The sequence below is a fragment of the Mesonia maritima genome, assembly GCF_042433895.1.
Classification (GTDB): Bacteria; Bacteroidota; Bacteroidia; order Flavobacteriales; family Flavobacteriaceae; genus Mesonia; species Mesonia maritima.
Map to the genome: position 1 here is coordinate 15,094 of NZ_JBHLUA010000002.1, position 24,119 is coordinate 39,212.

General features: G+C 32.7%; 22 protein-coding genes. 8 read left to right on the forward strand and 14 right to left on the reverse strand.

From position 1 onward, the window contains the following. Positions 1 to 1,116, reverse strand: a complete 1,116-nt coding sequence (locus ACFFGL_RS00160; protein ID WP_309729148.1) for a DEAD/DEAH box helicase — start codon at positions 1,114 to 1,116, stop codon at positions 1 to 3. A gap of 134 nt (positions 1,117 to 1,250) precedes the next feature. On the opposite strand from ACFFGL_RS00160, the gene pelF reads away from it, so the two are divergent. The 7 genes from pelF (at position 1,251) to ACFFGL_RS00195 (ending at position 11,679) form a co-directional block, all read left to right on the forward strand. After that, entirely contained in the window at positions 1,251 to 2,774 is a 1,524-nt protein-coding gene (gene pelF, locus ACFFGL_RS00165) for a GT4 family glycosyltransferase PelF (protein ID WP_309729150.1), read from the forward strand. Continuing rightward, positions 2,767 to 4,377 carry an exopolysaccharide Pel transporter PelG gene (gene pelG, locus ACFFGL_RS00170; RefSeq protein ID WP_309729152.1) on the forward strand — a complete coding sequence of 537 codons (1,611 nt, stop codon included), beginning with the start codon at positions 2,767 to 2,769 and terminating at the stop codon, positions 4,375 to 4,377. The genes pelF and pelG overlap by 8 nt, the downstream gene beginning before the upstream one ends. Before the next feature lie 16 nt (positions 4,378 to 4,393). Then, positions 4,394 to 5,167 carry an endo alpha-1,4 polygalactosaminidase gene (locus tag ACFFGL_RS00175; RefSeq protein ID WP_309729154.1) on the forward strand — a complete coding sequence of 258 codons (774 nt, stop codon included), beginning with the start codon at positions 4,394 to 4,396 and terminating at the stop codon, positions 5,165 to 5,167. 3 nt (positions 5,168 to 5,170) lie between these two features. Continuing rightward, positions 5,171 to 7,159, forward strand: coding sequence for a hypothetical protein (locus tag ACFFGL_RS00180; RefSeq protein ID WP_309729156.1), 1,989 nt, complete (start codon positions 5,171 to 5,173; stop codon positions 7,157 to 7,159). Beyond that, positions 7,159 to 9,603 (forward strand): DUF2194 domain-containing protein, encoded by a 2,445-nt coding sequence (locus ACFFGL_RS00185; protein WP_309729158.1) that lies wholly within the window; start codon positions 7,159 to 7,161, stop codon positions 9,601 to 9,603. The genes ACFFGL_RS00180 and ACFFGL_RS00185 overlap by 1 nt, the downstream gene beginning before the upstream one ends. A 393-nt stretch (positions 9,604 to 9,996) precedes the next feature. Further along, positions 9,997 to 11,187: a hypothetical protein gene (locus ACFFGL_RS00190; protein ID WP_309729160.1), complete on the forward strand. Its 1,191-nt coding sequence runs from the start codon at positions 9,997 to 9,999 to the stop codon at positions 11,185 to 11,187. An 87-nt stretch (positions 11,188 to 11,274) separates the two neighbouring features. Then, the gene (locus tag ACFFGL_RS00195) at positions 11,275 to 11,679 is read left to right on the forward strand and encodes a thioredoxin domain-containing protein (RefSeq protein WP_309729161.1); all 405 of its coding nucleotides are present in this window, start codon (positions 11,275 to 11,277) and stop codon (positions 11,677 to 11,679) included. Between the two features lie 80 nt (positions 11,680 to 11,759). Here ACFFGL_RS00195 and ACFFGL_RS00200 read toward each other — a convergent pair whose 3' ends face one another. Then, positions 11,760 to 13,730 (reverse strand): aconitate hydratase, encoded by a 1,971-nt coding sequence (locus tag ACFFGL_RS00200; RefSeq protein WP_309729163.1) that lies wholly within the window; start codon positions 13,728 to 13,730, stop codon positions 11,760 to 11,762. 181 nt (positions 13,731 to 13,911) lie between these two features. Here ACFFGL_RS00200 and hpf point away from each other — a divergent pair, with 181 nt between their 5' ends. Beyond that, on the forward strand, positions 13,912 to 14,217 hold the full coding sequence (hpf, locus tag ACFFGL_RS00205) for a ribosome hibernation-promoting factor, HPF/YfiA family (RefSeq protein ID WP_309729165.1): 306 nt from the start codon (positions 13,912 to 13,914) through the stop codon (positions 14,215 to 14,217). Between the two features lie 49 nt (positions 14,218 to 14,266). On the opposite strand, the gene ACFFGL_RS00210 is transcribed toward hpf, so the two are convergent. The 12 genes from ACFFGL_RS00210 to ACFFGL_RS00265 all read right to left on the reverse strand — a co-directional run bounded on the left by ACFFGL_RS00210 (position 14,267) and on the right by ACFFGL_RS00265 (position 24,115). Next, positions 14,267 to 14,833 (reverse strand): 4'-phosphopantetheinyl transferase family protein, encoded by a 567-nt coding sequence (locus ACFFGL_RS00210; RefSeq protein ID WP_309729167.1) that lies wholly within the window; start codon positions 14,831 to 14,833, stop codon positions 14,267 to 14,269. Next, the gene (locus ACFFGL_RS00215; RefSeq protein WP_309729169.1) at positions 14,830 to 15,084 is read right to left on the reverse strand and encodes an acyl carrier protein; all 255 of its coding nucleotides are present in this window, start codon (positions 15,082 to 15,084) and stop codon (positions 14,830 to 14,832) included. The genes ACFFGL_RS00210 and ACFFGL_RS00215 overlap by 4 nt, the downstream gene beginning before the upstream one ends. Before the next feature lie 14 nt (positions 15,085 to 15,098). After that, positions 15,099 to 16,382 carry a beta-ketoacyl-[acyl-carrier-protein] synthase family protein gene (locus ACFFGL_RS00220; protein WP_309729171.1) on the reverse strand — a complete coding sequence of 428 codons (1,284 nt, stop codon included), beginning with the start codon at positions 16,380 to 16,382 and terminating at the stop codon, positions 15,099 to 15,101. Further along, complete coding sequence (locus ACFFGL_RS00225) at positions 16,379 to 16,831, reverse strand: 3-hydroxyacyl-ACP dehydratase FabZ family protein (RefSeq protein ID WP_309729173.1); 453 nt, start codon at positions 16,829 to 16,831, stop codon at positions 16,379 to 16,381. Before ACFFGL_RS00225 ends, ACFFGL_RS00220 begins: the two co-directional genes overlap by 4 nt. Positions 16,832 to 16,849: 18 nt before the next feature. Continuing rightward, positions 16,850 to 17,644 carry an enoyl-ACP reductase FabI gene (locus tag ACFFGL_RS00230; protein WP_309729175.1) on the reverse strand — a complete coding sequence of 265 codons (795 nt, stop codon included), beginning with the start codon at positions 17,642 to 17,644 and terminating at the stop codon, positions 16,850 to 16,852. After that, positions 17,638 to 18,690: a type III polyketide synthase gene (locus ACFFGL_RS00235; protein ID WP_309729176.1), complete on the reverse strand. Its 1,053-nt coding sequence runs from the start codon at positions 18,688 to 18,690 to the stop codon at positions 17,638 to 17,640. Before ACFFGL_RS00235 ends, ACFFGL_RS00230 begins: the two co-directional genes overlap by 7 nt. Then, on the reverse strand, positions 18,691 to 19,401 hold the full coding sequence (locus ACFFGL_RS00240; protein ID WP_309729178.1) for a methyltransferase domain-containing protein: 711 nt from the start codon (positions 19,399 to 19,401) through the stop codon (positions 18,691 to 18,693). Continuing rightward, complete coding sequence (locus ACFFGL_RS00245) at positions 19,398 to 20,522, reverse strand: NAD(P)/FAD-dependent oxidoreductase (RefSeq protein WP_309729180.1); 1,125 nt, start codon at positions 20,520 to 20,522, stop codon at positions 19,398 to 19,400. The genes ACFFGL_RS00240 and ACFFGL_RS00245 overlap by 4 nt, the downstream gene beginning before the upstream one ends. Positions 20,523 to 20,598: 76 nt before the next feature. Then, the gene (locus ACFFGL_RS00250) at positions 20,599 to 21,297 is read right to left on the reverse strand and encodes an OmpA family protein (protein ID WP_309729182.1); all 699 of its coding nucleotides are present in this window, start codon (positions 21,295 to 21,297) and stop codon (positions 20,599 to 20,601) included. Between the two features lie 25 nt (positions 21,298 to 21,322). After that, positions 21,323 to 21,802 carry a lipocalin family protein gene (locus ACFFGL_RS00255; protein WP_309729184.1) on the reverse strand — a complete coding sequence of 160 codons (480 nt, stop codon included), beginning with the start codon at positions 21,800 to 21,802 and terminating at the stop codon, positions 21,323 to 21,325. 29 nt (positions 21,803 to 21,831) lie between these two features. Then, positions 21,832 to 21,993, reverse strand: a complete 162-nt coding sequence (locus ACFFGL_RS00260; RefSeq protein ID WP_309729186.1) for a DUF1328 domain-containing protein — start codon at positions 21,991 to 21,993, stop codon at positions 21,832 to 21,834. Positions 21,994 to 22,108: 115 nt separating this feature from the next. After that, positions 22,109 to 24,115: an alpha-ketoacid dehydrogenase subunit alpha/beta gene (locus ACFFGL_RS00265; protein ID WP_309729188.1), complete on the reverse strand. Its 2,007-nt coding sequence runs from the start codon at positions 24,113 to 24,115 to the stop codon at positions 22,109 to 22,111. Between the last annotated feature and the right edge of the window lie 4 nt (positions 24,116 to 24,119).

The window sequence follows — 24,119 nt, forward strand, 5'->3', positions numbered from 1 at the left end:
TTATTTTTTCTCTTTAAACTGAATATTTAATTTTTTACTAATGCTTTTCATTAATTCCATTTCATGTGGTAAAACTAATGCGATTGAAAAACCAGTGTTTCCTGCACGTGCTGTTCTTCCACTTCGGTGCGTATAATATTCTAATTGATCTGGTAATTGATAATGAATAACAAAACCTAAATCTTGTACATCAATTCCTCTGGCTGAAACATCGGTAGAAACCAAAAATTGTAAATTTTCCTTTTTAAAAGCGCGCATTGCTTTTTCTCGTTCTTTTTGCTGCATATTTCCTTCTAAAGCATCAACAGAAAAACCTTCTTCTTTCAACATTTTGGTCACTTGTTGCGCGTGCGCTTTTGTTCGAGTAAAAATAATTCCGCGTTCATTTTTTCTAGAATCCAGTAAACCAATTAAAGCGGCATCTTTATTTTCTCGTGTAACCCTTACAAATTGATGCATAATATTATCGTTGATAATCGATTTTTTATTCGTTGCAACTTGTGGTGCTTTTGGCGACATATATTTTTTTACAATCCGCTGAATTTCTTCCGGCATTGTAGCAGAAAATAACCAGGTATTTTTTTGTCTTGCCGTTTGGGCTAAAATTTTAGTTAAATCATCTTTAAAACCCATGCTAAGCATTTCATCGGCTTCATCTAAAATTAGCGTTTTCACGTTCGTTAATTTAATATCGCCACGATCCATTAAATCTACTAATCTTCCTGGAGTTGCAATAACAATGTGTGTGGGTCTTTTTAAAGCTTTTATTTGCTTGTCAATTTTTTCGCCACCGTAAACACCTTCAGCAAATATTTTATGATCGCAATATTTTGTAAACTTAAAAAGTTGCTTTTTTATCTGAAGGACTAATTCTCGTGTTGGCGATAAAATTAACGCTTGAATTTCTAGTTTGGTGTGATCGATTTTCTGCAAAATTGGTAATCCGTAAGCCGCGGTTTTTCCGGTTCCGGTTTGTGCCAAGCCAATGAAATCGGTATTTTCACTTAATAAAAGCGGAATTGCTTCTTCTTGAATTTCGGTAGGCTTTTTTATATTTAATTCGTTTAGGCCTTTTACAAGATTTTTATCTACACCTAATTCTAAAAATGTACTCATCGCTTTTTAATTTTTTGCAAATTTACGTGAAATGTATTCAGTAGAAGCATTTAAAAAATAAAACTATTCAATCTATTTTCTCGTAAAGTATTTTATATTTAGTGATTTAAAAGAAGTAATTTCTATTTCAATTTATGGAGAAAATTGACGTAATGCTTATTTCAGAAGGAACTTATCCGTTTAATGGTGGTGGAGTTTCGACTTGGGCAGATATTTTATGTAACCGCGTAAATAACGTTCATTACACCCTTTACTCGATAAATGCTACTTTTGAACTGGAATCGCGCTATGAACTTGGAGAGAATATTAAAAAAGTTCTTCAAGTGCCGCTTTGGACTCCCGATGAACCTTACGATTATACAAGTTATGGCGCTGAATATTACAAAACTGTAGGTAGAAAAGAATTTACAACTTCGTCAGTAGTAACAAATAAATTTGTTCCGCTTTTTGAACGTTTACTTCACATTGTTTATAACGATGAAAAGAATATAGAAGCCTTAGATCAGGTTTTTTACAATCTCTGGCTTTATTTTGAAGATTACGATTACAAAGAAACGATGCGAAAAAAAGTCGTTTGGGATTCGTATGTAAAAATTGTATCAGATTATACTGAAGAAAAACACAATCCAACCGCTACCATTTTAGATTTAACCATTGGGTTGCGTTGGTTATATCGATTTTTAATTCCACTGGCGATTGTAGAGGTACCTAAAGTAGATATCGCTCATTTAACGCTCAGTGGTTTTCCATTAATTCCCGCTTTAATAGCGCATTACAAATATGGTGCTGCAATTATGCTAACCGAACATGGCGTATTTATTAGAGAACGTCTGCTGGCAATTAATAATTCTGAATATCCTTTCTTTTTAAAAGATTTATTAATTCGTTTTTCTGAAGCGGTAGCAAGACTTACTTATTTTAAAGCTGAAACTATTATTTCTGTAAATGAATTCAATAAAAAGTGGGAAAAAATGTACGGTGCAGATCCCGATAAATTACAAATTATTTATAACGGAATTGATCATCACTTATTTAAACCCAGAGAAAAGCCCGACCATTTAAAAAATATACCAACTGTAGTAGCTGCCGCTAGAATTTTTGAATTGAAAGATATTCTTACCATGATAAAATCGTGCGCGGTGGTAAAAGATGAGATTCCGAATGTGCAATATTTAATTTATGGCGATGATAAAGCTGTACCGGAATATACAGCCGAATGTTTAGCGCTGATTAAAGAATTAAATCTTGAAGAAAATTTTAAATTATTGGGACCACGACCAAATCCGCATTTAATTTTTCCTGAAGGAGATGTTTCTATTTTAACCTCTATTTCTGAAGGGTTTCCATATACTGTTTTAGAATCTATGGGTTGCGGTATTCCCGTTGTTGCCACCGATGTTGGCGGTGTAAAAGAAGCTTTAGATGAAAACTCTGGTTTTACCTGTAAACCAAAAGACGCTAAGGAAATTGGAAAATGTATAATTACATTATTAAAAGATGAAGAACTACGGAAAAAAATGGGAAAACACGCCAGAGAACGCGTTTTAGAAAATTTCACCTTAGCTAAATTCATAGGCGATTATGAAGAAGCTTATATAAATGTGAATGAAATAGGGAAAAAATTAAAAGCCGCCCAAACAATGATCAACTATGAATAAACAGGAAAAAAACTTAGTTGAATTAATTGAAACCATTAAAGAACGAAATGGAAAACCAGTAAATGTTCAAGTGGTAATGGCTACAATAGAATCGTTAGGAATACGCGATATCGATATTTCTGAAGATTACGGTTTTTCTTCAATTGAAACGTTGGCAGAGCATATTTTTTCAACGATAGGAAATTCAGAAATTCCTGAATTAAAAAATAAAAAACAACTTGCTGCAGAACGTAAAGAATACGCAAAAATAGCTGTAAATGATTATATGGTAGCGCGTAATGTGTTATTTGTAAAAGAATATAGTACAGGAATTTTTCATACAATTCCTGTTTTTATTCAAATTGCGTGTATTGTTCTTTTCGGTTTCTCATTGTGGACTTTTTCAGATTTTAATGGCTTACAATCTACCGCAGTCGTTTTAGGCGTAATTATTGGTTTGGTTACAACCGGCGGTTTTGTACAAGTAATGGGGAAACAGGTTTCTTATTATTGGTATAATAAAGATTACCAAATGACCAGAAAATCGGTTATTCGAATTTTTAAAACCGGGGTTAAAATAATTTTTCTAATATTTTTACTTATTTCAGTAGTAAATTTATTTCTTCACTTATACCCTTTTTTATTTGTCGGTATTGTGTTTGTTTACGCACTTCTTATTGGTATTTTATTACTTTCCTTATCTTCTCTTTATACAATAAAACAGCGCTGGGTAATTTCAGCAGTTATATTTATTGCGACAAGTTCTGCGCTTATAGTTAATTTATTAACTGAAATAAGAGTTTATTTTATTCACTGGGGCGGAATTATTTTCGCAAGCGTTTTAGCCTTAAGTTATTTATATTTTTTCTTCAAAAAAACTATTAAAAAAGATAAAGGAAGAAATAATGCAACGCCTAAAATGATGTTGTCTATTTATCGGAATTTCGATTATTTTTTTTACGGAATCTTAATTTTCCTCTTTGTTTTTACCGATAGAATTTTAGCATGGTCATCGACCTTAGAAAGAAATTTACCTTACATTGTGTACTTCGAAAAAGATTACGAAATAGGAATGGATTTAGCCATTCTTGTTTTCTTTTTATTAGCCGGCGTTTTAGAGTATAGTATCGCTTCTTTTTGCCGGTATATGGACTATTATCAACGAAAGATTGCGTATTATGACTTAGAGGAATTCAATACAAAAATGCTAAAAATGTATTACAAACATTTGCGCCTTTTTGCAGGAAGTGCCATTTTAATCGGAATTTTACTTTACGCAGTGATTACAAAACCTTGGGGTTACCAAGCCGGTTTCGATGAATCGCTTTCAGAGTTAAGCATAAAAGTTTGTCTTATTGGCGGTTTTGGTTATTTATTCCTCACCTTAGGAATGTTGAATGTTTTATATCTTTATACGTTAAATCAGCATAAAAAATCACTAACAGCAATAATTCTCGCTTGTTTTGTAAATATAGGTGTTGGTATTCTTTGCAGTAGAATTATTTCTTATGAATACAGCGCGATAGGAATGTTAGTAGGTTCATTATTTTTTATGGTATTTACCACACGTTTAACCATTCGTTTTTTTAAACGATTAGACTATTTTTATTATGCAGCTTATTAAATTTTCAGTTTTCTGTATGTGTTTTTTTAGTTTGAATCTATTCAGTCAATCTACTAAACAAGATGTCCTTTTTTGTTATGGAGATTTTTATCCGGAATCGGTAAAAGGTTATGAATACGTAATTTTAGAAAGCGTACATTTTTCTGAAAGTGATATTGAAACCTTAAAAAATAATAATAAATACGTTTTGGGTTACATTAGTTTAGGTGAAGTAAACGAAGCTGCAAATCATTATGAAAAGCTTAAAGATAAAACCTTAGGCGAAAATAAATTATGGAATAGTCATATTTTAAATATGAGAGATGAAACTACACAAGAAGCCTTATTAGATATTTTTCAGACGAATATAGCGCATAAAGGTCTCGACGGAATGTTTCTCGATAACATTGATAATTATACAAAATACGGTCCTACGCCTGAAAATAAAATTTATTTAATCAATTTTTTAGAAAAGGTAAAAGAAAAATTTCCAAATATCTTTCTTATGCAAAATGCAGGATTATTAATCGCAAAAGATACGCGTTCTTGCATCGATGCAATTGCTATAGAATCTGTAGCTACCAATTATGATTTCGAAAAAAAAGCGTATAAACTTCGGAATAAAAATGAATTTAAAGAGCAATTAAATCAGCTGGAAAAAATTCATGCAAATTACCATATTCCAATAATATTTGTGGAATACGCCCAAACTAATAAAATGCGAAAAGAGGTTTTAAAACGAATAGAAAAAACAAATTGGTCTTATTTTATTGGTCAAATAGATTTACAGAACCTGCCAAGATTTAAGTAAACTATGCTTTATATTTCTTCCATGTTTATAGGTCCGTTACGATTGGTATTTTTCGTACTCTTCATCTATATAATTAAACAGCTAATTTCTTTTAGACGTTCAAATCAACGTGGATTAGATTATTTTATTACTAGAATTGTAATGTTTCTATCGGTCATTATAATTGTAAGTATGGGACTTACCCAATTTAATGCATTCGATTTATTGGTTTGTTTAAGTATTTTATTTGGGTTTATGATTTTGGTATTTCTAAACCTAAATTCTAAAATACCGTTACGATTTCAGTTTTTAAAAATGCGAAAACGCTTATTGATTTATACGGTTCGTAATTTTGAAAAACATCAAAAATTAGTACGCCTTCAAAACTTAGAGAAAAAAATAGATATTACAAAAACTAAAGAAGATAGAACCACAGCAATAGATTATATGTGGCAAAATATTTTAGCCGTATTTATTGCCTTGCTCACATTTTTCTCCCGTTTTTACTTTTTTAATTTCGATACTTTTACACTTTCAGATCTTTGGTATCAAAAAATTGAAAATATTACCGATTTAACGCAACAGAATTGGTTTTTTCATGAAGGAACAATGATGGGTGAATATTTAGTCATGAATGTTTACGCCGGTCTAACCGGTATAACCAATACCATTGCTTTAAAATCTTTCGGTTTAATAGAATCTTCTTTATTAGCGGTGATTTTATTTTGGTTTACCTATAAATTAACGTCTAAAAAATTAATTCCGGCATTGGTAACTTCATTATCCTTTACTTTACTTTATCCGTTATTGCCCTTAAATATTAATTTAATCTCACAACATAAATCTATATTTCTCGCGTTGGTTTTAGGAATTCCCGCTATAATGTATACCTTAAACCCCACGAGTTTAAGAAAAGACCTAAAAGTTTATATGCGCTGGATGTTTTATTTATTTTCCGCCATATTTTTAATCGATCTTTTTGTCGCTATTTTTATCGTTTTTCCCTTTGTACTTATTATTAGTATTTTAAACTTCAGAAGAGATAAAGCATATTTAACTCGTGCGTTAGGTGCTTATTTTGCAGCACTTTTGGTTGTGTTTTTAATTCATCTGGCAGCAGCTTACGTGTTGAATTACGATTTAATTCAGTTTATTAATTCCAATTTATATTCTTACACTTCTTATACCTATACGCCACAATTAATTTTACCATGGGAAGAATTGGTAATTTATTACCAAGTGGCAAGTTTAGCGTGTTTATTGATTTCTATTTTATTGTATATAAAATCGCCCAATCGTTTTAGCGGTTCACTAGCGTTGGCGGTATTTTTAAATATATTTCTAAATAGTTACCGCATTAAAGATTTAATAGTTGATATTGATTTATTAAATGAAACTTCAGCAGTTTTTATTCCCTTATTATTTGGGTTAAGCTTGTTTCTGCTATTTAGTGTTTTTGAAGTTTTTTCATTCTACGTTCGCTGGAATTTTAACCTGAAAGCCATTATCAGTACCATCGTGATTTCAGCATTATTTATAAGTTTTGCGAGAAATACGATCGATAAAATCCCGTTTAGAAAAAACCTCACCAAAGAACAAATTATTGAAGCTTATAATGAAATCGATAGTAAACACCTTCCCTATTCTTACGGCGTGGTAAATACTCAGAATAATTCAGTAATTAGTGAAGACAGCCATTATTTTATAAGTTATGATTATTTCAATAACAGTTACTTAAAAAAAGATTCTATTTACGCCATTCATAAAGAGAGTCCCGATTATTTTAAGCAAAATCCAGAATCAGTTTTACCCGCGAGCACCTTTGTTTTTGTATATGATGAAAAATCTAAATTAATTAAAAACCAAGCCTTACAAAATCAGGTTAAAAATAATATTGAAAGATTAAAAGCAAAAGGTCGGGAAATTTACGTATTTTATGATGGCAGCTTAGTAAAAGTATATGAAATAGTAAATTTGCCTAGGCAAAGTAATATTAAAGAATTACTCTATTAATGATAATTTCCCCCAAAAAAATTATTAAGTTATTAGTTTTCAGTTTTTTATTATGCATTTTATTTTCTTGTCAAGAAGATGAAAATATAAATATTGAAGCTGAAACTATAGACCGAATTGTTTTCGATCCTGAAAGCGAAAAACCGCTTGTTACGTATTTGGTAAATACAAAAAATGCGCAAAGTGTGACATGTAATAAACAAATTCGTAAAAGTTTAGATTATGCAAAAATTCCTTACGGAAAAATTACCTTAGAAGAATTTAATAAAAATGCTCTCATCGCTCCAACTTGTAAAGTTCTAGTTATTTACGATTTAAAACCGCTAAGCGATTGCGCGATGGATAACGTTGTGAAATTTGTTGCTGCTGGCGGAACCCTATTTTTACCCAATACCACAGAAAATAAGAGATTTGGTTTTTTATGCGGAATAAAACAAACCGCAGAATATGATGTTACCGATAAACCACAAGGCTATAGTTTTAAAATTCCCTATTTGCCAAATTTTAAGAATAGATCCTATCAAAACCGAGTTCCTCATTTTGGATTAGTTCGCGAAAATTTCAACAATAAAATTGAAGTTTGGGCAAATAGTTTTACCGATGAAAATTTCCCGACCATTATCAAAAATTCAATAGGAAAAGGAAAAGTTATCGCTTTCAACACCACTCAATATGCCGAAAAAGAAGATCGCGGATTATTTTTTTCAGCAATTTTAGCGGGTCTAGAAGGAGTTCCATATCCTGTGGCTAATGTGAGTACTATTTTTTTAGATGATTTTCCTTCACCGGTTTATGATATTAAAAAGGAAAATATTAAATCTGAAATGGACATTACCCAAAGTGAGTTTTACCGCGAAGTCTGGTGGCCGGATATGGCAAAACTTGCCGAAGAAGAAAACCTTATTTATTCAGCCTATCTCTGTTTCGATTATAGAAATTTAACCGAACCACCATTTTTATTTAAAGAATGGGAAGCTTCCTCCTTTTTAATAGATGGAAAACAACAATCACAACCCGGTTACATTTCAAGGCAAATCAGAAAAAGTAAACACGAATTAGCCTTTCACGGTTATAATCACGTTTCTTTAGTGGAAGAAGAATGGCCAAATAAAGATTTTATGGTCGCTTCTTTACATTCGGCTCAAAAAAAATGGAAAGCCGGCAGATATGGAAAATTACCGGTAACTTATGTGCCACCAAGCAACGTGATCGATAGTTTGGGATTTGCTGCTTTAGAACGCGGAATGCCAAGTATAAAATACACTTGTAGTATTTATATGGGCGATTTTGAAGATGGCGGATCAAGAGAATTCGATCTGGAACCGTACAATAATAATTTCTTTAATTTCCCCCGAATTACGAGTGGTTATGTTTTAGATGAAGCTGAAGAATTTAACCAACAATCGCTTTACCTCTATACCGGAATTTGGACGCATTTTGTTCATCCAGACGATGTTTATCAAGTTGCAGAAGATAAAAATAAAGCCGTTGCCGGGAATTATGAATATAGAAATAAACTCGATTTAGGTTGGCGAATTTCAAAAGATGGTTCTCCGGGATTATTTCCCAGATTTAAAGAACACATTCAGCAGACAAAAAAAGAGTTTCCGTTAATGAATTTTTATTCGGTTAAAGAAGGTGCAAAACGTACTGAACAATGGCGAAAAACAAAATACAAACACACTGCTGAAAAAGATTTTTATAAAGTAAGTGCAGAAAAAAAGCTTAAAACTGAAAAACAAACCTGGTTTACTTATATTTCTTCAAAAAATGAGTCCGAATTCGAAGAATATCTTCAGCAAGAAAAATTGAATTTCTCGAAAATTGAATTTTTAAAAGGATTTTTATACACCATTATAACTGAAGAAGAAGCAGAAATAAAACTTCCAAAATTTTCTTCTGAAAAATCAAGCCCAGAAATTAAAAAAACACTTCAAGCGTATAACAATTATTTAAGTGATAGCGTAAGTTTTGACGATAAACGAGAAGAAATTACATATTTCATTGCCGAAGGAAAAGTTAATAAAGCCATTACTATTTTAAAGGAAAAAATTAAAACTGAAAAAGACTTAAATCCTGAAGAAATTTTTGAACTGAATAAATATTTAGGTTGGGAAGAAAGAACCGATGAAATTTGGCCGATTTTAGAAAAAAAATACCTGCAAAATCCTTCTAAAAAAATAGTAAAAACCTCAAAAACTATAGCAAAACAAAATGGCTATTCCACAGAAAACCTTCAACAAAAATGGTTAAAAAGACAACTTGAATTCGACCCTAATAATGTAGCACTAAAGCAAGAATACAATCAACTTTTTGTCGGAAGTAAAGAAACTAAATTAACTACTTCAGAAAAAATCAGCCTATTTAAAAATTCAGAAGATTCAACTTTAAAAGCGAATTATTTTGCCGATATTTTATATTCAGATAAAGAAAAAGCAATTTAGTTAATCAATACAATAGAACCTTGTACAACATTTTTAACTCCAGCTTTACGAACCGATATTGCTTGGCTTTATGCTGAAAAAGAAAATTACAAAAAAGCACTTGCGTGGACTTCTTGTGAAACTTCGATTTCCCAAGAAACAATCGAAGAATGGCGAATTAAAACCGGAGAATTTCAATTTTTAAAAGAACAGAATTATCCGCGCTATATTGAATATTTATTAGCCGACAACCCAACTCAAGTTACCGAAGAATTAATTAACGAAAATCCCTGTGAAAACGCTAAACTTCACAATCAAGCCTACGGAATTGCTTACGCGTATGGCGATAAAGGAAGTTATCGAAAAGCGATCGCTTGGGCAAATTGCGCTAAAAACTTTCCGGTAAAAGATAAAATGTTGTGGTATTATGAATTGCAAGATCTTGAAAATGTAGAAAAAGTCTATAATGAAAGTATTACGACCGCTGAAAATCCTGATGAATTAACTGCAACTTTAGCCGAAATTTATTTGTATTCTAATAAATTATACAATTCAGCTAAACTTACGGCTTCCCTTCCTTCGGGAAAAGCACAAACTGATTTAAAAGAAAAAATCAACAAAGAAATTATATATGCTGAAAGTGATGTACAGCAGAAAATAATAGAAGATTTCCCTGAATTAATAGATGAAGAAATTTCAGAAAAACTTCAGAGAAAATTACGAGTTGATGAAAATGATTTTATTGAAAGTAACAGCAATATGGTTGCCGATCGTTTAAGAGCAACTTCACTCGGTAATAAAATTGCTTACGGAATTCGAGATAAAAATTTAAATACACATACCTTCGGTCTTACGCAGTACAAAGCTTTTTCATTACAATTAAATGAAAATTTCCCAGATAATACCGATCAGAATTTATACGGAATAGAATATTCTTTTAAACGCAAAGAGCGGAATCAAAAATTAAATTATTCAGCCTCCACAAGAATTGAATTTAATGAAGCTTCAAAAGCATTTTACCACGCGCAAGCTAATATTTCGTTTGCAAAAGATAGTTTATTTAGTTCTGCGCAACTTTTATTTAGACCCGCAATTACCGGTCCGGCATATAGTTTAGGTATTTATCAAACGCAACTCACGATTTATGAAGAATTACAGTTGAATAAGCATTGGCGAGGAATTTTAAGTTTGGAAAGTAATTATTACAGTGATGATGTTTTAGATGGATTATTGCTTACCAATCTTGGTTATAAAATAAAAATCAGAGAAAAATCGAGTCTACTTCCTTACACAGAAATTTCTGGAATGTTGGGAAATACAAATCGAGAAAATGGCTATCCGTATTGGACAATTAATGAGCGACTTTACGGTGGTTTAGGAATTGAATATGCCTACATAGACCCAAAATCTGAATTGAAATTTAGCTTAGGCGCAGCAACATTTTTAGATACGTTTTCCGATAGTTTTCAGCGTTATCAAGGCGAAATAAATTATCCTGTTTTGCCTTATTTCTACCTAACAGGAAATGCAGAATTTTATACGTTGAAGAATTTCTATTCAAATAATTTTCAACTTGGTTTACGCTATTATCTAAATTCTAAATAGAATCTTAAACCTTCCCTAACAAAGCCCTAATATTCTTGGTAAATTAGAGATTAAATCTTTACTTTAACAAGAAACTAAAAAAACTATATGAGTACGATAGCAAAAAGTGACCGTCAATTAATTGTTTATTACGATTCTAAAAGTGAATTGGGTAAAAAAGTAAGAGCGCATGCAGAATCTTCAGATTTAAAAGTTTTACCGGTAGATTTATTAGAATCTAATTTAACAGGAACAGAATGGGCAGAAATTGCTGAAATGTTGGGCGTAACCGTAGATAAGTTAATAGATCAAGATCACCCTATTTTTAAAGAATTATACGGCGATGATCACGTAGAATTAGATGAAAATGACGCGATGAAAGTTTTAGCGAATAATCCGCAAACCTTAGTTTTTCCAATCGGAGTAAGAGGAAATAAAGCCGTGCAAGTAAAACAATCTAATGATTTAAAAAAATTATTTGATACGGATACGGGAGAAATTCCGCAACCCTAAATTTCATTTAATTATTTTATAAAAAAAACCTGCTTTAAGAAAGCAGGTTTTTTTGTTTTCAATATTATAGTTGAATTATCTTAATCGGTTAATTTTTCTTTGAAATCATTAATAATTCCACCTTTAAGCAATACTCTAATTTGGCGATCACTCATTGAATGTTTAGTTTTTATAGCAACTTCTTCTCCATTTTTTTTCTTGAAAATTACGGTAATTGGATTACGCTGTTTAACATCTTCTCGTAAATTTTTAAACTTAACCATATCCGCTTGATCAATTTTTTCGTAATCCTCATTATTTTCAAATTCCAACGGAAGAATTCCAAAATTCACCAAATTCTGCCACGCAATTCTCGCATAGCTTTTTGCTAACACTGCAATTTGACCTAAATATTTTGGCGCGATCGCAGCGTGTTCTCTACTCGAACCTTGTGCGTAATTATCTGCAGCTACTACAATATGTCCGCCATATTGTTGTTTACTTTCCATTGCTCTGTCATAAAAAGTTTCATCTATAACAGTAAACGCATATTTACTAATTTCAGGTAAATTACTTCTAAACGGTAAAACTTCAGCACCGGCTTTTAAAATTTCATCGGTTGAAATATTATCGCCCATTTTCAGTAAAACAGGAACTTCAGCGGTATCTTTTAATTCTTCAATATGGGGTAACGATTTAATATTTGGTCCTTTTTTCAGTTCTACTTTTGTTCCATCTTCCGGTGGCGCAAGTAACATATCGGTTTTAATAATATGCATTTCGGGACTTTTATACTTTGGATACTTCATATTCATTTTTTTCTCCAAATCACGCGGATCGGTAATTTCTCCTGTAATTGCTGAAGCTGCCGCAGTTTCTGGACTACATAAGTGAACTTGATCGTCTTTTGTTCCACTTCTATCAGGGAAATTTCTAGGCATTGTTCGTAAACTGATTGTTCCACTGGCAGGAGCTTGTCCCATCCCAATACAACCCATACAGCCACTTTGGTGGAAACGGGCACCGGCAGTAATTAAATTTGCAAAGGTTTTATTTTCAATCATATTTTGAATAATCTGACGAGAAGTCGGATTAATATCTAAACTTACTTCAGGATGAACCGCTTGTCCTTTTAAAATCGCTCCGGCAATCCAAAAATCACGTAAGCCTGGGTTTGCTGAAGAACCAATTACACATTGGCTAATTTTTTTACCAGCAACTTCACTTACTGGTACCACATTTCCCGGACTTGTTGGCAACGCGATTAACGGCACTAAATCGTCTAAAATTATTTCATCATGTAAATCGTATTCACAACCTTCATCAGCAATCATTTCACGCCAATCTTCTTCTCGTGTTTGTGATTTTAAAAAGCGTTTGGTTTCTTCATCACTCGGAAAAACAGTTGTTGTCGCTCCCAATTCTGCGCCCATATTTGCAATAACATGACGATCCATTGCGCTTAAATGTTTTAGTCCATCGCCATAATATTCAATTATTTTTCCCACTCCTCCTTTCACGTCATGACGGCGTAACATTTCTAAAATAATATCTTTTGCACTTACCCAATCTGGTAATTTTCCGGTAAGTTTTACACCCATTACTTTTGGCATTTTTACGTAATAAGGTTGCCCGGCAATTGCAGAAGCTACATCTAAACCTCCAGTCCCGATGGCCAACATTCCTAAAGATCCGGCAGCACACGAGTGACTATCTGAACCGACTAATGTTTTTCCTGGTTTCCCGAAACGTTCCATATGAACGGGATGACTAACCCCATTTCCAGGGCGACTATACCAAAGTCCGAAGCGTTGGGCCGCGGTTTTCAGAAATAAATGATCATCTGCGTTTTTAAAATCGGTTTGCAATAGGTTATGATCTACATATTGTACCGCAACTTCTGTTTTCGCTTTGTCCAATCCCATCGCTTCCAATTCAAGTTGAACCAAGGTTCCGGTCGCATCTTGTAAAAGTGCTTGATCTATTTTTAAGCCAATTTCTTTTCCTGGTATAAGTTCACCTTCAATTAAATGTTCATTAATAAGTTTTTGAGTAACGTTTAGTGCAGCCATTTGCTAGTTTTTTTAGTTGTAATTAAGAGCTAATAATTTACATATTTAAGCAGAATTCAACCGTAGGTTTAACAACATTTTAGGGCTTTAATGAATGCTAAAAAAACAATCCTAAAAGTCTATTAAAGTTTTAGGAAAGCTGCCAACATAGTTTTATCTTTAAACAACTAAAAAATAAACTATGGATACTAATTTTAATTATGTACACGTAAAAGCGAGTGAACGCTTAGAAAACTTAACCAACGAGAAATTAAATAAATTGAAAGAACGCTATGAATTCTTAGTAAGTGCTGAAGTTTATTTTAAAACAGAAAAATCATCGACCAACGAAAAAGGCAGAGTTTGCGAAATACAATTAAGTTTACCGGGACCTCGCCTATTTGCTTCTGCTAATGAAGAAAATTTTGATATGGCCGTAAGCAAAACAATTAATGAATTGAAAACTCAATTACAAAAGAAAAAAGAAAAAATGAGTACGCATTTGTAAATCATTTTTTAAAAGATTTAAAAAGCCGTCTAAAAATAGACGGCTTTTTTTATGAAGCGATTATAAAAGCTGCAAATTTCCCGTGATGTGATAAAGAAAAAGAATTCGATAACATTTCCTTTTCATAAAAGAAATAAGGAATTTGATTTTCATTTTTTTGAATGCTAATATTTTCCTCTGGTAGATTTTTAAGTCGAGAAAAAGATTTAATTATTTCCGATTTTAATTTTTCTGCTTCAACAATTTTATGAAATATTTCAACTGAATTATTTTTTTTACAATAGCTGAAAATAGTATTCTCTATAATTAGAGAAGTTGAAAAAAAAGTTTCGTTTTTATACGAAACTTTTCCTCGAAAAAAATTGTGTTTTTCTACATCTATTTTGCATTCAAATTGTGACGGATTAAATGTTGGGGAAGAATTTTGCAAACGTTGAGAAGCTTTGTACGCAGCTTCTTTCATACTCCAAAACAGCCAAACTAATTTTTCAGGTTCAGAAGATTTATTAATTTGTTGCTGTTCGCGTTTAGTAAAAATTTTTTGAAGAAAACGCGGTCGTTGCCAATTGCTTTCTTGTTTGGCTAAACTTAAATTAACCACATCATTCCCTATCACTTTTCAGCTAATTTTTTCTCAATAATTTGTTTTGCATCGCCAACGCTTAACATTCCTTCCATTGAATCGTTATCAATTTCAATATCAAATTCGTCTTCAACATCTAAAATCACATCGACTAAATTGGCAGAATTAATTTCTAAATCATTAATAAACCTAGTTTCTTCAGTAAAATTTTGTAAACCTTCTTCTCTTTGCACGTAGGGTTTTACAATTTTTTTTATTGAATTTATTATTTCTTTTTCATTCATACATTTCAAATTTATCAAGCTTGGTTTTCGTCATATTTTTTTAAAATAACTACTGCGTTTACATCGCCGAAACCAAAACTTGCTTTAGCCAAAATATTGATATTTTCTGAGATTGTTTTCTTCGGAATTTTATTTTCTGAAATAAGTTCTGTTATTTCCGGGTGAATTTCCTCACAATTCACATTTCCGAAAATAAATTGATGTTTTAACTGAAGAACGCTCGCTACCAATTCTATACTTCCCGAAGCACTTAAACAATGTCCGGTCATACCTTTTAACGAATTAATTATCGGGAAATTTTCTACTTTTCGTTGTAAGGCTTTCGTCCAATTTTCAATTTCTACAGAATCTTTAGTGGTTGCCGTTAAATGACCATTAATTGCATCAATTTCATTTGCTTGAATTTTAGCATCTTTCATCGCTTCAGTTATACAACGTTGAACTGCTTGATTATTTGTCGCTGTCATACTTCCACCTAAACGTTGACCGCCACTATTTACCGAACTTCCCAAAACTTCAGCATAAATTTTTGCACCTCTTTTTTTTGCAGTTTCATATTCCTCTAAAACCAAAGCTCCTGCTCCACTTCCCGGAACAAAACCTGTTGCGTTTGCGCTCATCGGTTGCGAAGCTTTTTCTGGATTGTCGTTAAATTTGCTCGGTAAAATTCGCATGGCATCAAAACCGCCCCAAACATACGGACCGTGATCGCTGCAACTGCCGACTAACATTCGGTTTGCTTTTCCGTTTTGAATTCGTTCCGCTCCCATTATTAATGCTTCGGTTCCGGTTGAACAAGCTGATGAGTTTGTGGTGACTTGATTTCCACAACCTAACATTCCGCCTAAATATGCGCTAATTCCGCTAGCCATTGTTTGAATTACGCTTGTACTTCCTAAGCGGCGTGTTTTTCCTTCATCGATTAAATGAATCGCTTCGCGAAATTTATCGACGCCTAAAATACCGGTTCCAAAAATAATTCCGCTATCATAATCGGGCGCTTCATTTTCATTTATTTTTAAATTAGCATCTTTCCACGCGTCTATTCCAGCAATGACGCCATATTTTATTCCACTTGCGTTTAAACCGCGTAATTGTAATTCAGTAAAATATTCTTTTAATAATTCTTCTGAAATTTCGGGCTTCCCTCCTATTTGACAGCTAAAATTTAAATCTGCTAATTCTTGAAAAAAACGGATTCCACTTTTACCGGTTTTTATTGCTTTTTCAAAAGCGGTTAAACCAATCGCATTAGGGGAAACTACGCCCATTCCCGTAATAACTACTCTTTTTTTCATCGGTTTATTTTTAGCATTCCGGAAATAGTTCCTTTACACACTAATTTTTCTTCGGAATTATACATTTTCACTTCGCATTTTAATTTATTGAATCTAAAGTAGATTTTTTTAGCTGAAACAAAAACGTTTTCTTCAGGGTAAACGGGAAGGTAAAATTCCATTTCAGAAGAACTTAATGCTATTTGAAAATTCTCTTTGCTGAAGTGAGGATTTTCTTCCGCTAGCAAATAAATTCCGAAGGAAACCACACCAATTTGCGCAGCGCATTCCGTTAAAATAACGCCGGGTGTTACGGGTGAATTTTTAAAATGTCCTTTATAAAAATATTCGTCTTTAGAAAAGTGATAATTTCCTTTAATTTCCTCAAAATTTACGGAAGTAATTTCATCTACAAAAAGAAAAGGTTTTGAATATGGAAGCTGTTTTAATATTTCTTCGGAAGTTAGCATAGTTCAAAATTTTACTTTTTATGATAAATGTTCACCGCCATCAACGGGAATAATTGTTCCATTTATCCATTTTGCTTCATCTTTGCATAATAAATAAACTACATTGGCGACGTCTTTTGGAAGCGTTAAGCGTTTATTTGGATTTCGATTTAACGCAACTTTTTTTAATTGCTCACTTCCGGGAATTTGCTGAAAGGAAAATGTATCGGTCATTCCCGCTTGAATACAATTTGCTTTTATTCCGAAAGGAGCGAATTCTAACGCAATATTTCTGGTAATGGCTTCTAAAGTAACTTTTGCCGCGGAAACTGCCGCGTAATTTTTCCACGCTTTCGTGTTTCCTTCACTGGTAAATGAAATAACGCGCGCATCTTCAGCAAACAAATTTTCTTGATGAATTGCTTGAACCCAATCGAATAAACTTACCGCCATTGCTTGAATGGTAAGTTGAAAATCGGTAGCGGAAAGTGAATTTTTTTCACCGGTCATTGTTTTTAAATTTCCTTTCGCAATGCTATGAATAAGGGTTTTTATTTTTCCTTTTTCAGCTAAAACATTTTTTAATTCAATTAGGATTTCTTTTATTTTTTCGGGATTTGTAGCATCGATATTAAACGTTTTTAATTGAATATCTTCATTTTTTATTTCTTCAAATTCTTGTTGAATGTTTGGCAAATCTGCTTTTCGGTTTCGATGAAGAATAATAATATTTAGCCCGTGTTTGGCTAATTTTTTTGCACTAGCTAAACCTAAACCACTACTTCCGCCTAGAATTAGTGCCCATTCATTTTTATTTTTAAACTCTTTTACCATTCTATCAAAATTCGTTGTGCAGAAAAACCGGGACCAAAACTCAATAAAATCCCTTGTTCTCCTTCTTTTATTTCTTTTTCCATAAAGCGTTCTAAGACATATAAAACGGTAGCGCTACTCATATTTCCGAATTGACGTAAAACTTCTTTGGTATCGTTTATATTTTTTCCTAAATCACTGAAAAGTTCTTCTACGGTTTGTACAATTTTTTTTCCGCCGGGATGAAAAATAAGATGATTCACCTTTTCTATGGAAGAATTGTGCTTTTCTAAAAAAGGATGAATAATATTAGGGAAATGCGCTGAAATAGTTTCAGGAACAGCCGGATCTAAAATCATTTTGAGTCCGTTATTTGTAAGATCGAAACCCATCATTTGAGTAGCATTGTAAAAATGATACATTTCTTCGCCGATGATTTTTGGTCCAATCGCATTTTCTTCAGAAGAAAGTAAAACGCAAGCGGCTCCGTCACCAAAAATTGCGGCACTTACCATATTCGCCATACTAAAATCGTCTAATTGAAATGTCGCTGTAGGACTTTCTACCGCGATAACCGCCGCTCGTTTTCCGGGATTGGCTTGTAGAAAATTTTTAGCATAAATAATTCCTGAAATTCCTGCCGCGCAACCCATTTCTGTAACCGGAAGTCGCACAATGTCTTGGCGTAAATTCAATTCGTTAATTAAATAGGCGTCTAACGATGGAATCATAATTCCAGTGCAACTTACGGTAATAATAAAATCTAACGAATCAGCTTTCCAACCCGATTTTTCTAAACTTTTTTTTAAAACTGAAGAACCTAATTTTTTGACTTCACGAATGTAAATATTGTTTTTATCTTCAAAAGAAGTTGCGGTAAAAACTTCTTCAGGAGCCATAATAGAAAAGCGTTTATCGACACCAGCGCCTTCAAAAATCTTTAAAATTTTTCGTTGAAAGCGTTGGTCTTGATTTGCGAGCCAAGTTTCAACTAAAGGCAAAATTTCCGTAGTTTCTCTGGAAAATTTAGGAAGTTGTTTTTGAACTGTCGTGATTTTTACACTCATTTATTTTTGAATTATCCATTGGTAGCGGAAAGCCCATTTCCAGCTAATATGATGTTTTTTTGCAGGAATTTCTGATGAAAACTGAAGTAATTCTTCTTTTTTAAATCCTCTTAAAATTGAAATTAATCCGTCTTTTCGAGCAATTTCGTTATTGATAAAAACCTTGCAAAAGGCTTGAAATAAGCGATAAGCGGTTTTGCTTCGTTCTAAATCGTTAATAACCACGCCTAAATTTGCTTGTGTTGTAAAAAGTTGACTAATTTTTTTTACTTCTTCATCTTTAAAATGATGCAAGGTTAAGGTACAAAGAATTATATCGAATTCTTCTTTTTTAAAGTCTTCACTAAAAATATTTAAAGTGGAAAAATGAATTTCTGGAAAATCGTGCGCTAGTTTTTTGGCAATTTCAATAGCATGTGTATTTGCATCAATACCAATTAAATTGAGTTTATAATTTTTTTTTCGAGCCCAACGTGCTATTTTACGCAACATTCCGCCGTTTCCACAACCGACATCGGCGACTGTAATTGTTTTTTTATCGGTCTTTTTTAGTAAAAAATCGATTCCATTAATTGTAATTTTATTTCCGCCGAGCCAAGCATTTATATTTTCTAGATCGTTTAGCGTTTTCTTTAATTCTTCACCTTTCAGTTCGAAATCATCCATAATTTCGGCTTCGGTAGAACGCTTTTTTGTAGAGATTGACTTCATTGAATAGGCTTTCCGTGGGTTTGCTTTATAATTTTTGAAAGCAGCGATGGGAAATTATGCATTAAATTTTGAGAAACTTCAGCTAAAGTAGGTCTTAACAAAACTTTTTGTAAAATATTACCGGTTTGCATTCGCTTTTTAAATTGCTTTTGCCATTTTTTTTGATATGATTTTTCTAAACTCTTTCTATTGAATTGATTATTTTCTGTAGATAATAAAATAGATTCTACCGCTAATTTTGCGCTATGAATAGCCATTGCCATTCCGTTACCGCAAAGCGGATGAATTAAACCAGCAGCATCGCCTAGCATAAGCACATGATTTTCGACTTGTGTTTTAGAATCAAAAGAAATTTGTGCGATGGTGAGTTCTTTTTCAAAAAGACATTTACTGTTTTTAAAAAACGAATATAAATGCGGGTTTTTCATTAACACGTTTTCTTTGAATTCAGTAGTATTTTTATAATTTTTGAAACTACTATACGTGGTGAGATAGCAAACATTTACCGCTTCATTTTCAGTTTTTGATAAACCGCAATAACCACCTTTAAAATTATGTAATTCTACACGATTAGCCGGAAATTCTGAATGCTGATAATGTGCTTTAACCGCCAACCACGAAGATTTTTGCTGAATAAAATCTCTTTTGAATTCTTTATCTAGATTCGATCGTTTTCCGAAAGCGCCTAAAACAATTGGAGCTTCATATTTATTTCCGGTATGGGTTTCAATTTGAAAAAAATTATTTACAAACGTTAGGTTTATTACATTTTCTTGGAGAATAGTTACGTTATTTTCCAGCGCTTTTTGAAATAAAAAATAATCTAACGAAAACCGACTGATTCCTAATCCGCCGAGTGGTAAAGTTGCTTCTACAGTTTTACCGCTTTGCGTGGAAAATAAAAATCGGTTAATTTTTTTAGGTTGTAACTCAAAAATATCGAATTCTAAAGATTCAAAATATGGCTGAATTTCATTGGAAATATATTCGCCACAAACTTTATGTTTCGGGTAAGTTTCTTTTTCAAAAAGTGTAACCTTAAAATTTTCTCGCGCAAGATGAATTGCAGCAGTTAAACCTGCTAATCCGCCGCCAATTATAATTATTTCAGGTTTTCTCACTTTTTAAATATACTAAAAAATCCACTCAAAAATTGAGTGGATTTGCTTGAATAATAAAGATTTAATATTCTAAATTTTAGTTTTGAGATTGTTTTTTAGCTTCTTCTTTTAATTCTTCATTTGCAACAATAGCAAGTTCTACTCGACGGTTTTTAGATCTTCCTTCTACAGTAGAATTATCATATTTTGGTTGAGTTTCTCCATACCATTTTGTGGTAAATCTTCCCGGAGCAAGATTGTGAGAAGTCAAATAATTAGTCACTGCTTCCGCTCTGTTTTTAGAAAGCGTCATGTTGTAACTTTCGCTTCCAGTATTGTCGGTATGACCTTCAACTAAAACATTTGTGTTTGGGTATTCTTTAAAAATATTGATCAATTTGTCTAAAGTAGCTTTAGACTTTTCATTGATGTTGTATTTTTCAGTTGCAAAATAAACCCCGCTATTTTCATCGAAAGTCACGTTAATACCTTCTCCAACTCGAGTAACTTCAGCTCCAGGAACTTCGTTTTCAATTTGTTTAGCTTGTTTATCCATTCGGTTACCAATGTAAGCTCCCGCTGCTCCACCAACAACTCCGCCTATAATTGCTCCTAGTGCGGTATTATCTCCATCACCTACATTATTTCCTATCACACCACCAACTACTGCTCCACCGGTTGCACCAATTGCACCACCTTTTTGTGTGTTGTTTGCATTTTTAATGGCATCGCAACTAGTAAATAATAGACCTATAGCTATTACGCCTGCGACTGATTTTTTCATTATTGATTTCATAAATTATAATTTTTAAAGTTGATTATTATTTTTTTGTAAATGACATTCTGATGATAAAAGGATTTCCTTCAAACGAAACGGTTTGTTCCCAAACCATATTATTTTCAGTTAAACTTTTTAAACTTAAACGATAGCCAGTTCTTAATTTTCTTGCGTTTTCACCTTCATCTACAGGTTTTAGCGTAAAATCATATAAACCGGTTTCAGCATTTACTTCTTGAACCGCCCACGTGAAATTTTGCGTTCCGCTTGGACAATCGGCTCCTGTTAAATTATATTGACCTTGATTGTTGTTGGAAACAAAATTCCAATCTGAATTTCTGAAACAATTTGCTTTTGCGTGGTCGAAAAGCGTTACATCTACAAACCCATTGCTGTTAGGATAGGTAATTGAATTCAAAGTCCAATTTCCTTTAAATGTTCGTTCTGCTTGTCGCTCAATTTTGGTAGTACCGCAAGCACTTATTAAAACTACTGTAAAACATAAAAAAAGGATCTTTTTCATAGGTAATGATTTGGTTAATATTAGTTAATTTATTTTCTAAAAAGTTTACTCAATAATGAGATTACAAACAAAACGATGAATATGAAGAATAGAATTTTAGCAATTTGTTCTGCTCCAGCGGCAATTCCGCCAAATCCGAAAATCGCTGATATAATTGCGATTACTAAAAAAATAACAATCCATCGTAACATACTTAGATAAAAGGTTGGTTAGTTCGTGTCAAATTTATGACTACGCCTAATTTCTCTAAAATAATTAAGAATGTTTAACGATAATATGTTAAGGCAACGCTAATTTTTTAGTGATTTAATACTCGAGTAATTCTTGAATTGTTTCTTCTAGTTTCGATTTTGCCAGGTATTTTTTCTCTAAAGCCGCCGCAAAAGGAACAGGACTTTCTAAACTTCCTAATTTTTTTATGGGTCCATCTAAATACTCAAAACAATGTTCTGCAATTTGAGCTGAAATTTCTGAAGCTAACCCACAAAATGAAGAATCTTCCTGGAGAATTAAAACTTTACCTGTTTTTTTTACGCTTTGGAAAATAGCGGAAATATCAAGTGGTTGAAGTGTTCGTAAATCCAATAAATCAGCAGAAATGTTTTGGTTTTCATTTAAATAATCTAGCGCCCAATGAACTCCTGCACCATAAGTGATGATAGAAATATCATTTCCTTCTTTTAATTTCGCCGCTTTTCCTAAGGGTAATGTGTAGTAATTTTCGGGAACTTCTTGCTTGACGCTGCGGTAAAGTGCTTTATGTTCAAAAAAAATTACTGGGTTTGGGTCTGCAATTGCAGCGGTTAATAAACCTTTTGCATCTGCTGGAAAAGCGGGATAAACTACTTTTAAGCCCGGTGTTTTTAAAAACCACGCTTCATTGGTTTGACTGTGAAATGGTCCTGCTCCTACGCCAGCGCCGCAAGGCATTCTTACAACAACATCTGCATTTTGGTTCCAACGATAATTTACTTTTGCTAAATAATTTACAATAGGGTTAAAACCTGAAGAAACAAAATCGCCGAACTGCATTTCTACGACAGATTTCATTCCTTTAATCGAAAGTCCCATTGCGGCAGCTACAATTCCTGATTCACAAATTGGAGTATTTCTTACACGATCTTTACCGAATTTTTCTACAAAACCATCGGTAATTTTAAAAACTCCGCCATAATCTGCGACATCTTGCCCCATAATAATAAGATCATCGTGCTGTTCCATAGCTTGCGATAAACCTTCAGAAATGGCATCGACAAAACGAATCTCCTTTGTATTTTTTTCTGAAGCAACTATTTGATTATTATAATATTTAAAGACATCACTTAATTCTTCACTTTCAGTTGATGAGATTTCAGGTTCATTATTTGCTTTCTTCAAATGAAGATTAATTTCCTTTAAAATTTCTTTTTTATAGTTGATATTTTCTTCTTCAGATAAAATTTCATTCTCGTGTAAATATTCCAAGAAATTATCGATTGGATCTTTCGCTGACCAAAAATCCATTAATTCTTCAGGAACGTATTTTGTACCGCTTGCTTCTTCGTGACCGCGCATTCTAAATGTTTTAAATTCAACTAAAACCGGTCTTGGATTTTTGCGCATGCTTTCAGCAATTTCTTTTATTTTGCTGTACACTTCAACAATATTATTTCCGTCAATAATGTGAGCTTCCATTCCGTATCCTTTTCCACGATCGGCTAAATTTTCACATTTGTATTGTTCTTCGGTTGGCGTTGATAAACCATAACCATTATTTTCAATACAAAAAAGTACGGGTAAATCCCAAACGGAAGCAATATTTAAGGCTTCATGAAAATCGCCTTCACTCGTTCCACCTTCGCCGGTAAAAACAGCGGTGATTTTAGCTTCTTTTTTTAATTTGTGCGCTAATGCAATCCCGTCTGCCACGCCAAGCTGCGGACCTAAATGCGAGATCATTCCCACAATTTTAAATTCTTGCGTTCCAAAGTGAAAACTTCTGTCGCGACCTTTGGTAAAACCGTTCGCTTTTCCTTGCCATTGAGAAAATAATCGATATAAAGGAATATTTCTTGTTGTAAAAACCCCCAAATTTCTATGCATTGGTAAAACATATTCGTCATCTTCTAATACGCTTGTAACGCCTACTGAAATCGCCTCTTGACCAATTCCGCTAAACCACTTAGAGATTTTTCCTTGTCGAAGAAGAATAAGCATTTTCTCTTCAATCATTCGTGGTTTAAGCATTTTGTAATAAAGATCTTTTAATGTTTCTGAAGATAAATCTGTGTTTTCTAAAGATTTTGAGTAGTCAAGAGTATTGATATTGCTCATTATA

Bases quoted from the DNA above. Each gene is read 5' to 3' on its own strand.
- ACFFGL_RS00160 (WP_309729148.1), bottom strand. From the start codon at position 1,116: ATGAGTACATTTTTAGAATTAGGTGTAGATAAAAATCTTGTAAAAGGC.
- pelF (WP_309729150.1), top strand. From the start codon at position 1,251: ATGGAGAAAATTGACGTAATGCTTATTTCAGAAGGAACTTATCCGTTT.
- pelG (WP_309729152.1), top strand. From the start codon at position 2,767: ATGAATAAACAGGAAAAAAACTTAGTTGAATTAATTGAAACCATTAAA.
- ACFFGL_RS00175 (WP_309729154.1), top strand. From the start codon at position 4,394: ATGTGTTTTTTTAGTTTGAATCTATTCAGTCAATCTACTAAACAAGAT.
- ACFFGL_RS00180 (WP_309729156.1), top strand. From the start codon at position 5,171: ATGCTTTATATTTCTTCCATGTTTATAGGTCCGTTACGATTGGTATTT.
- ACFFGL_RS00185 (WP_309729158.1), top strand. From the start codon at position 7,159: ATGATAATTTCCCCCAAAAAAATTATTAAGTTATTAGTTTTCAGTTTT.
- ACFFGL_RS00190 (WP_309729160.1), top strand. From the start codon at position 9,997: ATGTTGTGGTATTATGAATTGCAAGATCTTGAAAATGTAGAAAAAGTC.
- ACFFGL_RS00195 (WP_309729161.1), top strand. From the start codon at position 11,275: ATGAGTACGATAGCAAAAAGTGACCGTCAATTAATTGTTTATTACGAT.
- ACFFGL_RS00200 (WP_309729163.1), bottom strand. From the start codon at position 13,730: ATGGCTGCACTAAACGTTACTCAAAAACTTATTAATGAACATTTAATT.
- hpf (WP_309729165.1), top strand. From the start codon at position 13,912: ATGGATACTAATTTTAATTATGTACACGTAAAAGCGAGTGAACGCTTA.
- ACFFGL_RS00215 (WP_309729169.1), bottom strand. From the start codon at position 15,084: ATGAATGAAAAAGAAATAATAAATTCAATAAAAAAAATTGTAAAACCC.
- ACFFGL_RS00220 (WP_309729171.1), bottom strand. From the start codon at position 16,382: ATGAAAAAAAGAGTAGTTATTACGGGAATGGGCGTAGTTTCCCCTAAT.
- ACFFGL_RS00225 (WP_309729173.1), bottom strand. From the start codon at position 16,831: ATGCTAACTTCCGAAGAAATATTAAAACAGCTTCCATATTCAAAACCT.
- ACFFGL_RS00230 (WP_309729175.1), bottom strand. From the start codon at position 17,644: ATGGTAAAAGAGTTTAAAAATAAAAATGAATGGGCACTAATTCTAGGC.
- ACFFGL_RS00235 (WP_309729176.1), bottom strand. From the start codon at position 18,690: ATGAGTGTAAAAATCACGACAGTTCAAAAACAACTTCCTAAATTTTCC.
- ACFFGL_RS00240 (WP_309729178.1), bottom strand. From the start codon at position 19,401: ATGAAGTCAATCTCTACAAAAAAGCGTTCTACCGAAGCCGAAATTATG.
- ACFFGL_RS00250 (WP_309729182.1), bottom strand. From the start codon at position 21,297: ATGAAATCAATAATGAAAAAATCAGTCGCAGGCGTAATAGCTATAGGT.
- ACFFGL_RS00255 (WP_309729184.1), bottom strand. From the start codon at position 21,802: ATGAAAAAGATCCTTTTTTTATGTTTTACAGTAGTTTTAATAAGTGCT.
- ACFFGL_RS00260 (WP_309729186.1), bottom strand. From the start codon at position 21,993: ATGTTACGATGGATTGTTATTTTTTTAGTAATCGCAATTATATCAGCG.
- ACFFGL_RS00265 (WP_309729188.1), bottom strand. From the start codon at position 24,115: ATGAGCAATATCAATACTCTTGACTACTCAAAATCTTTAGAAAACACA.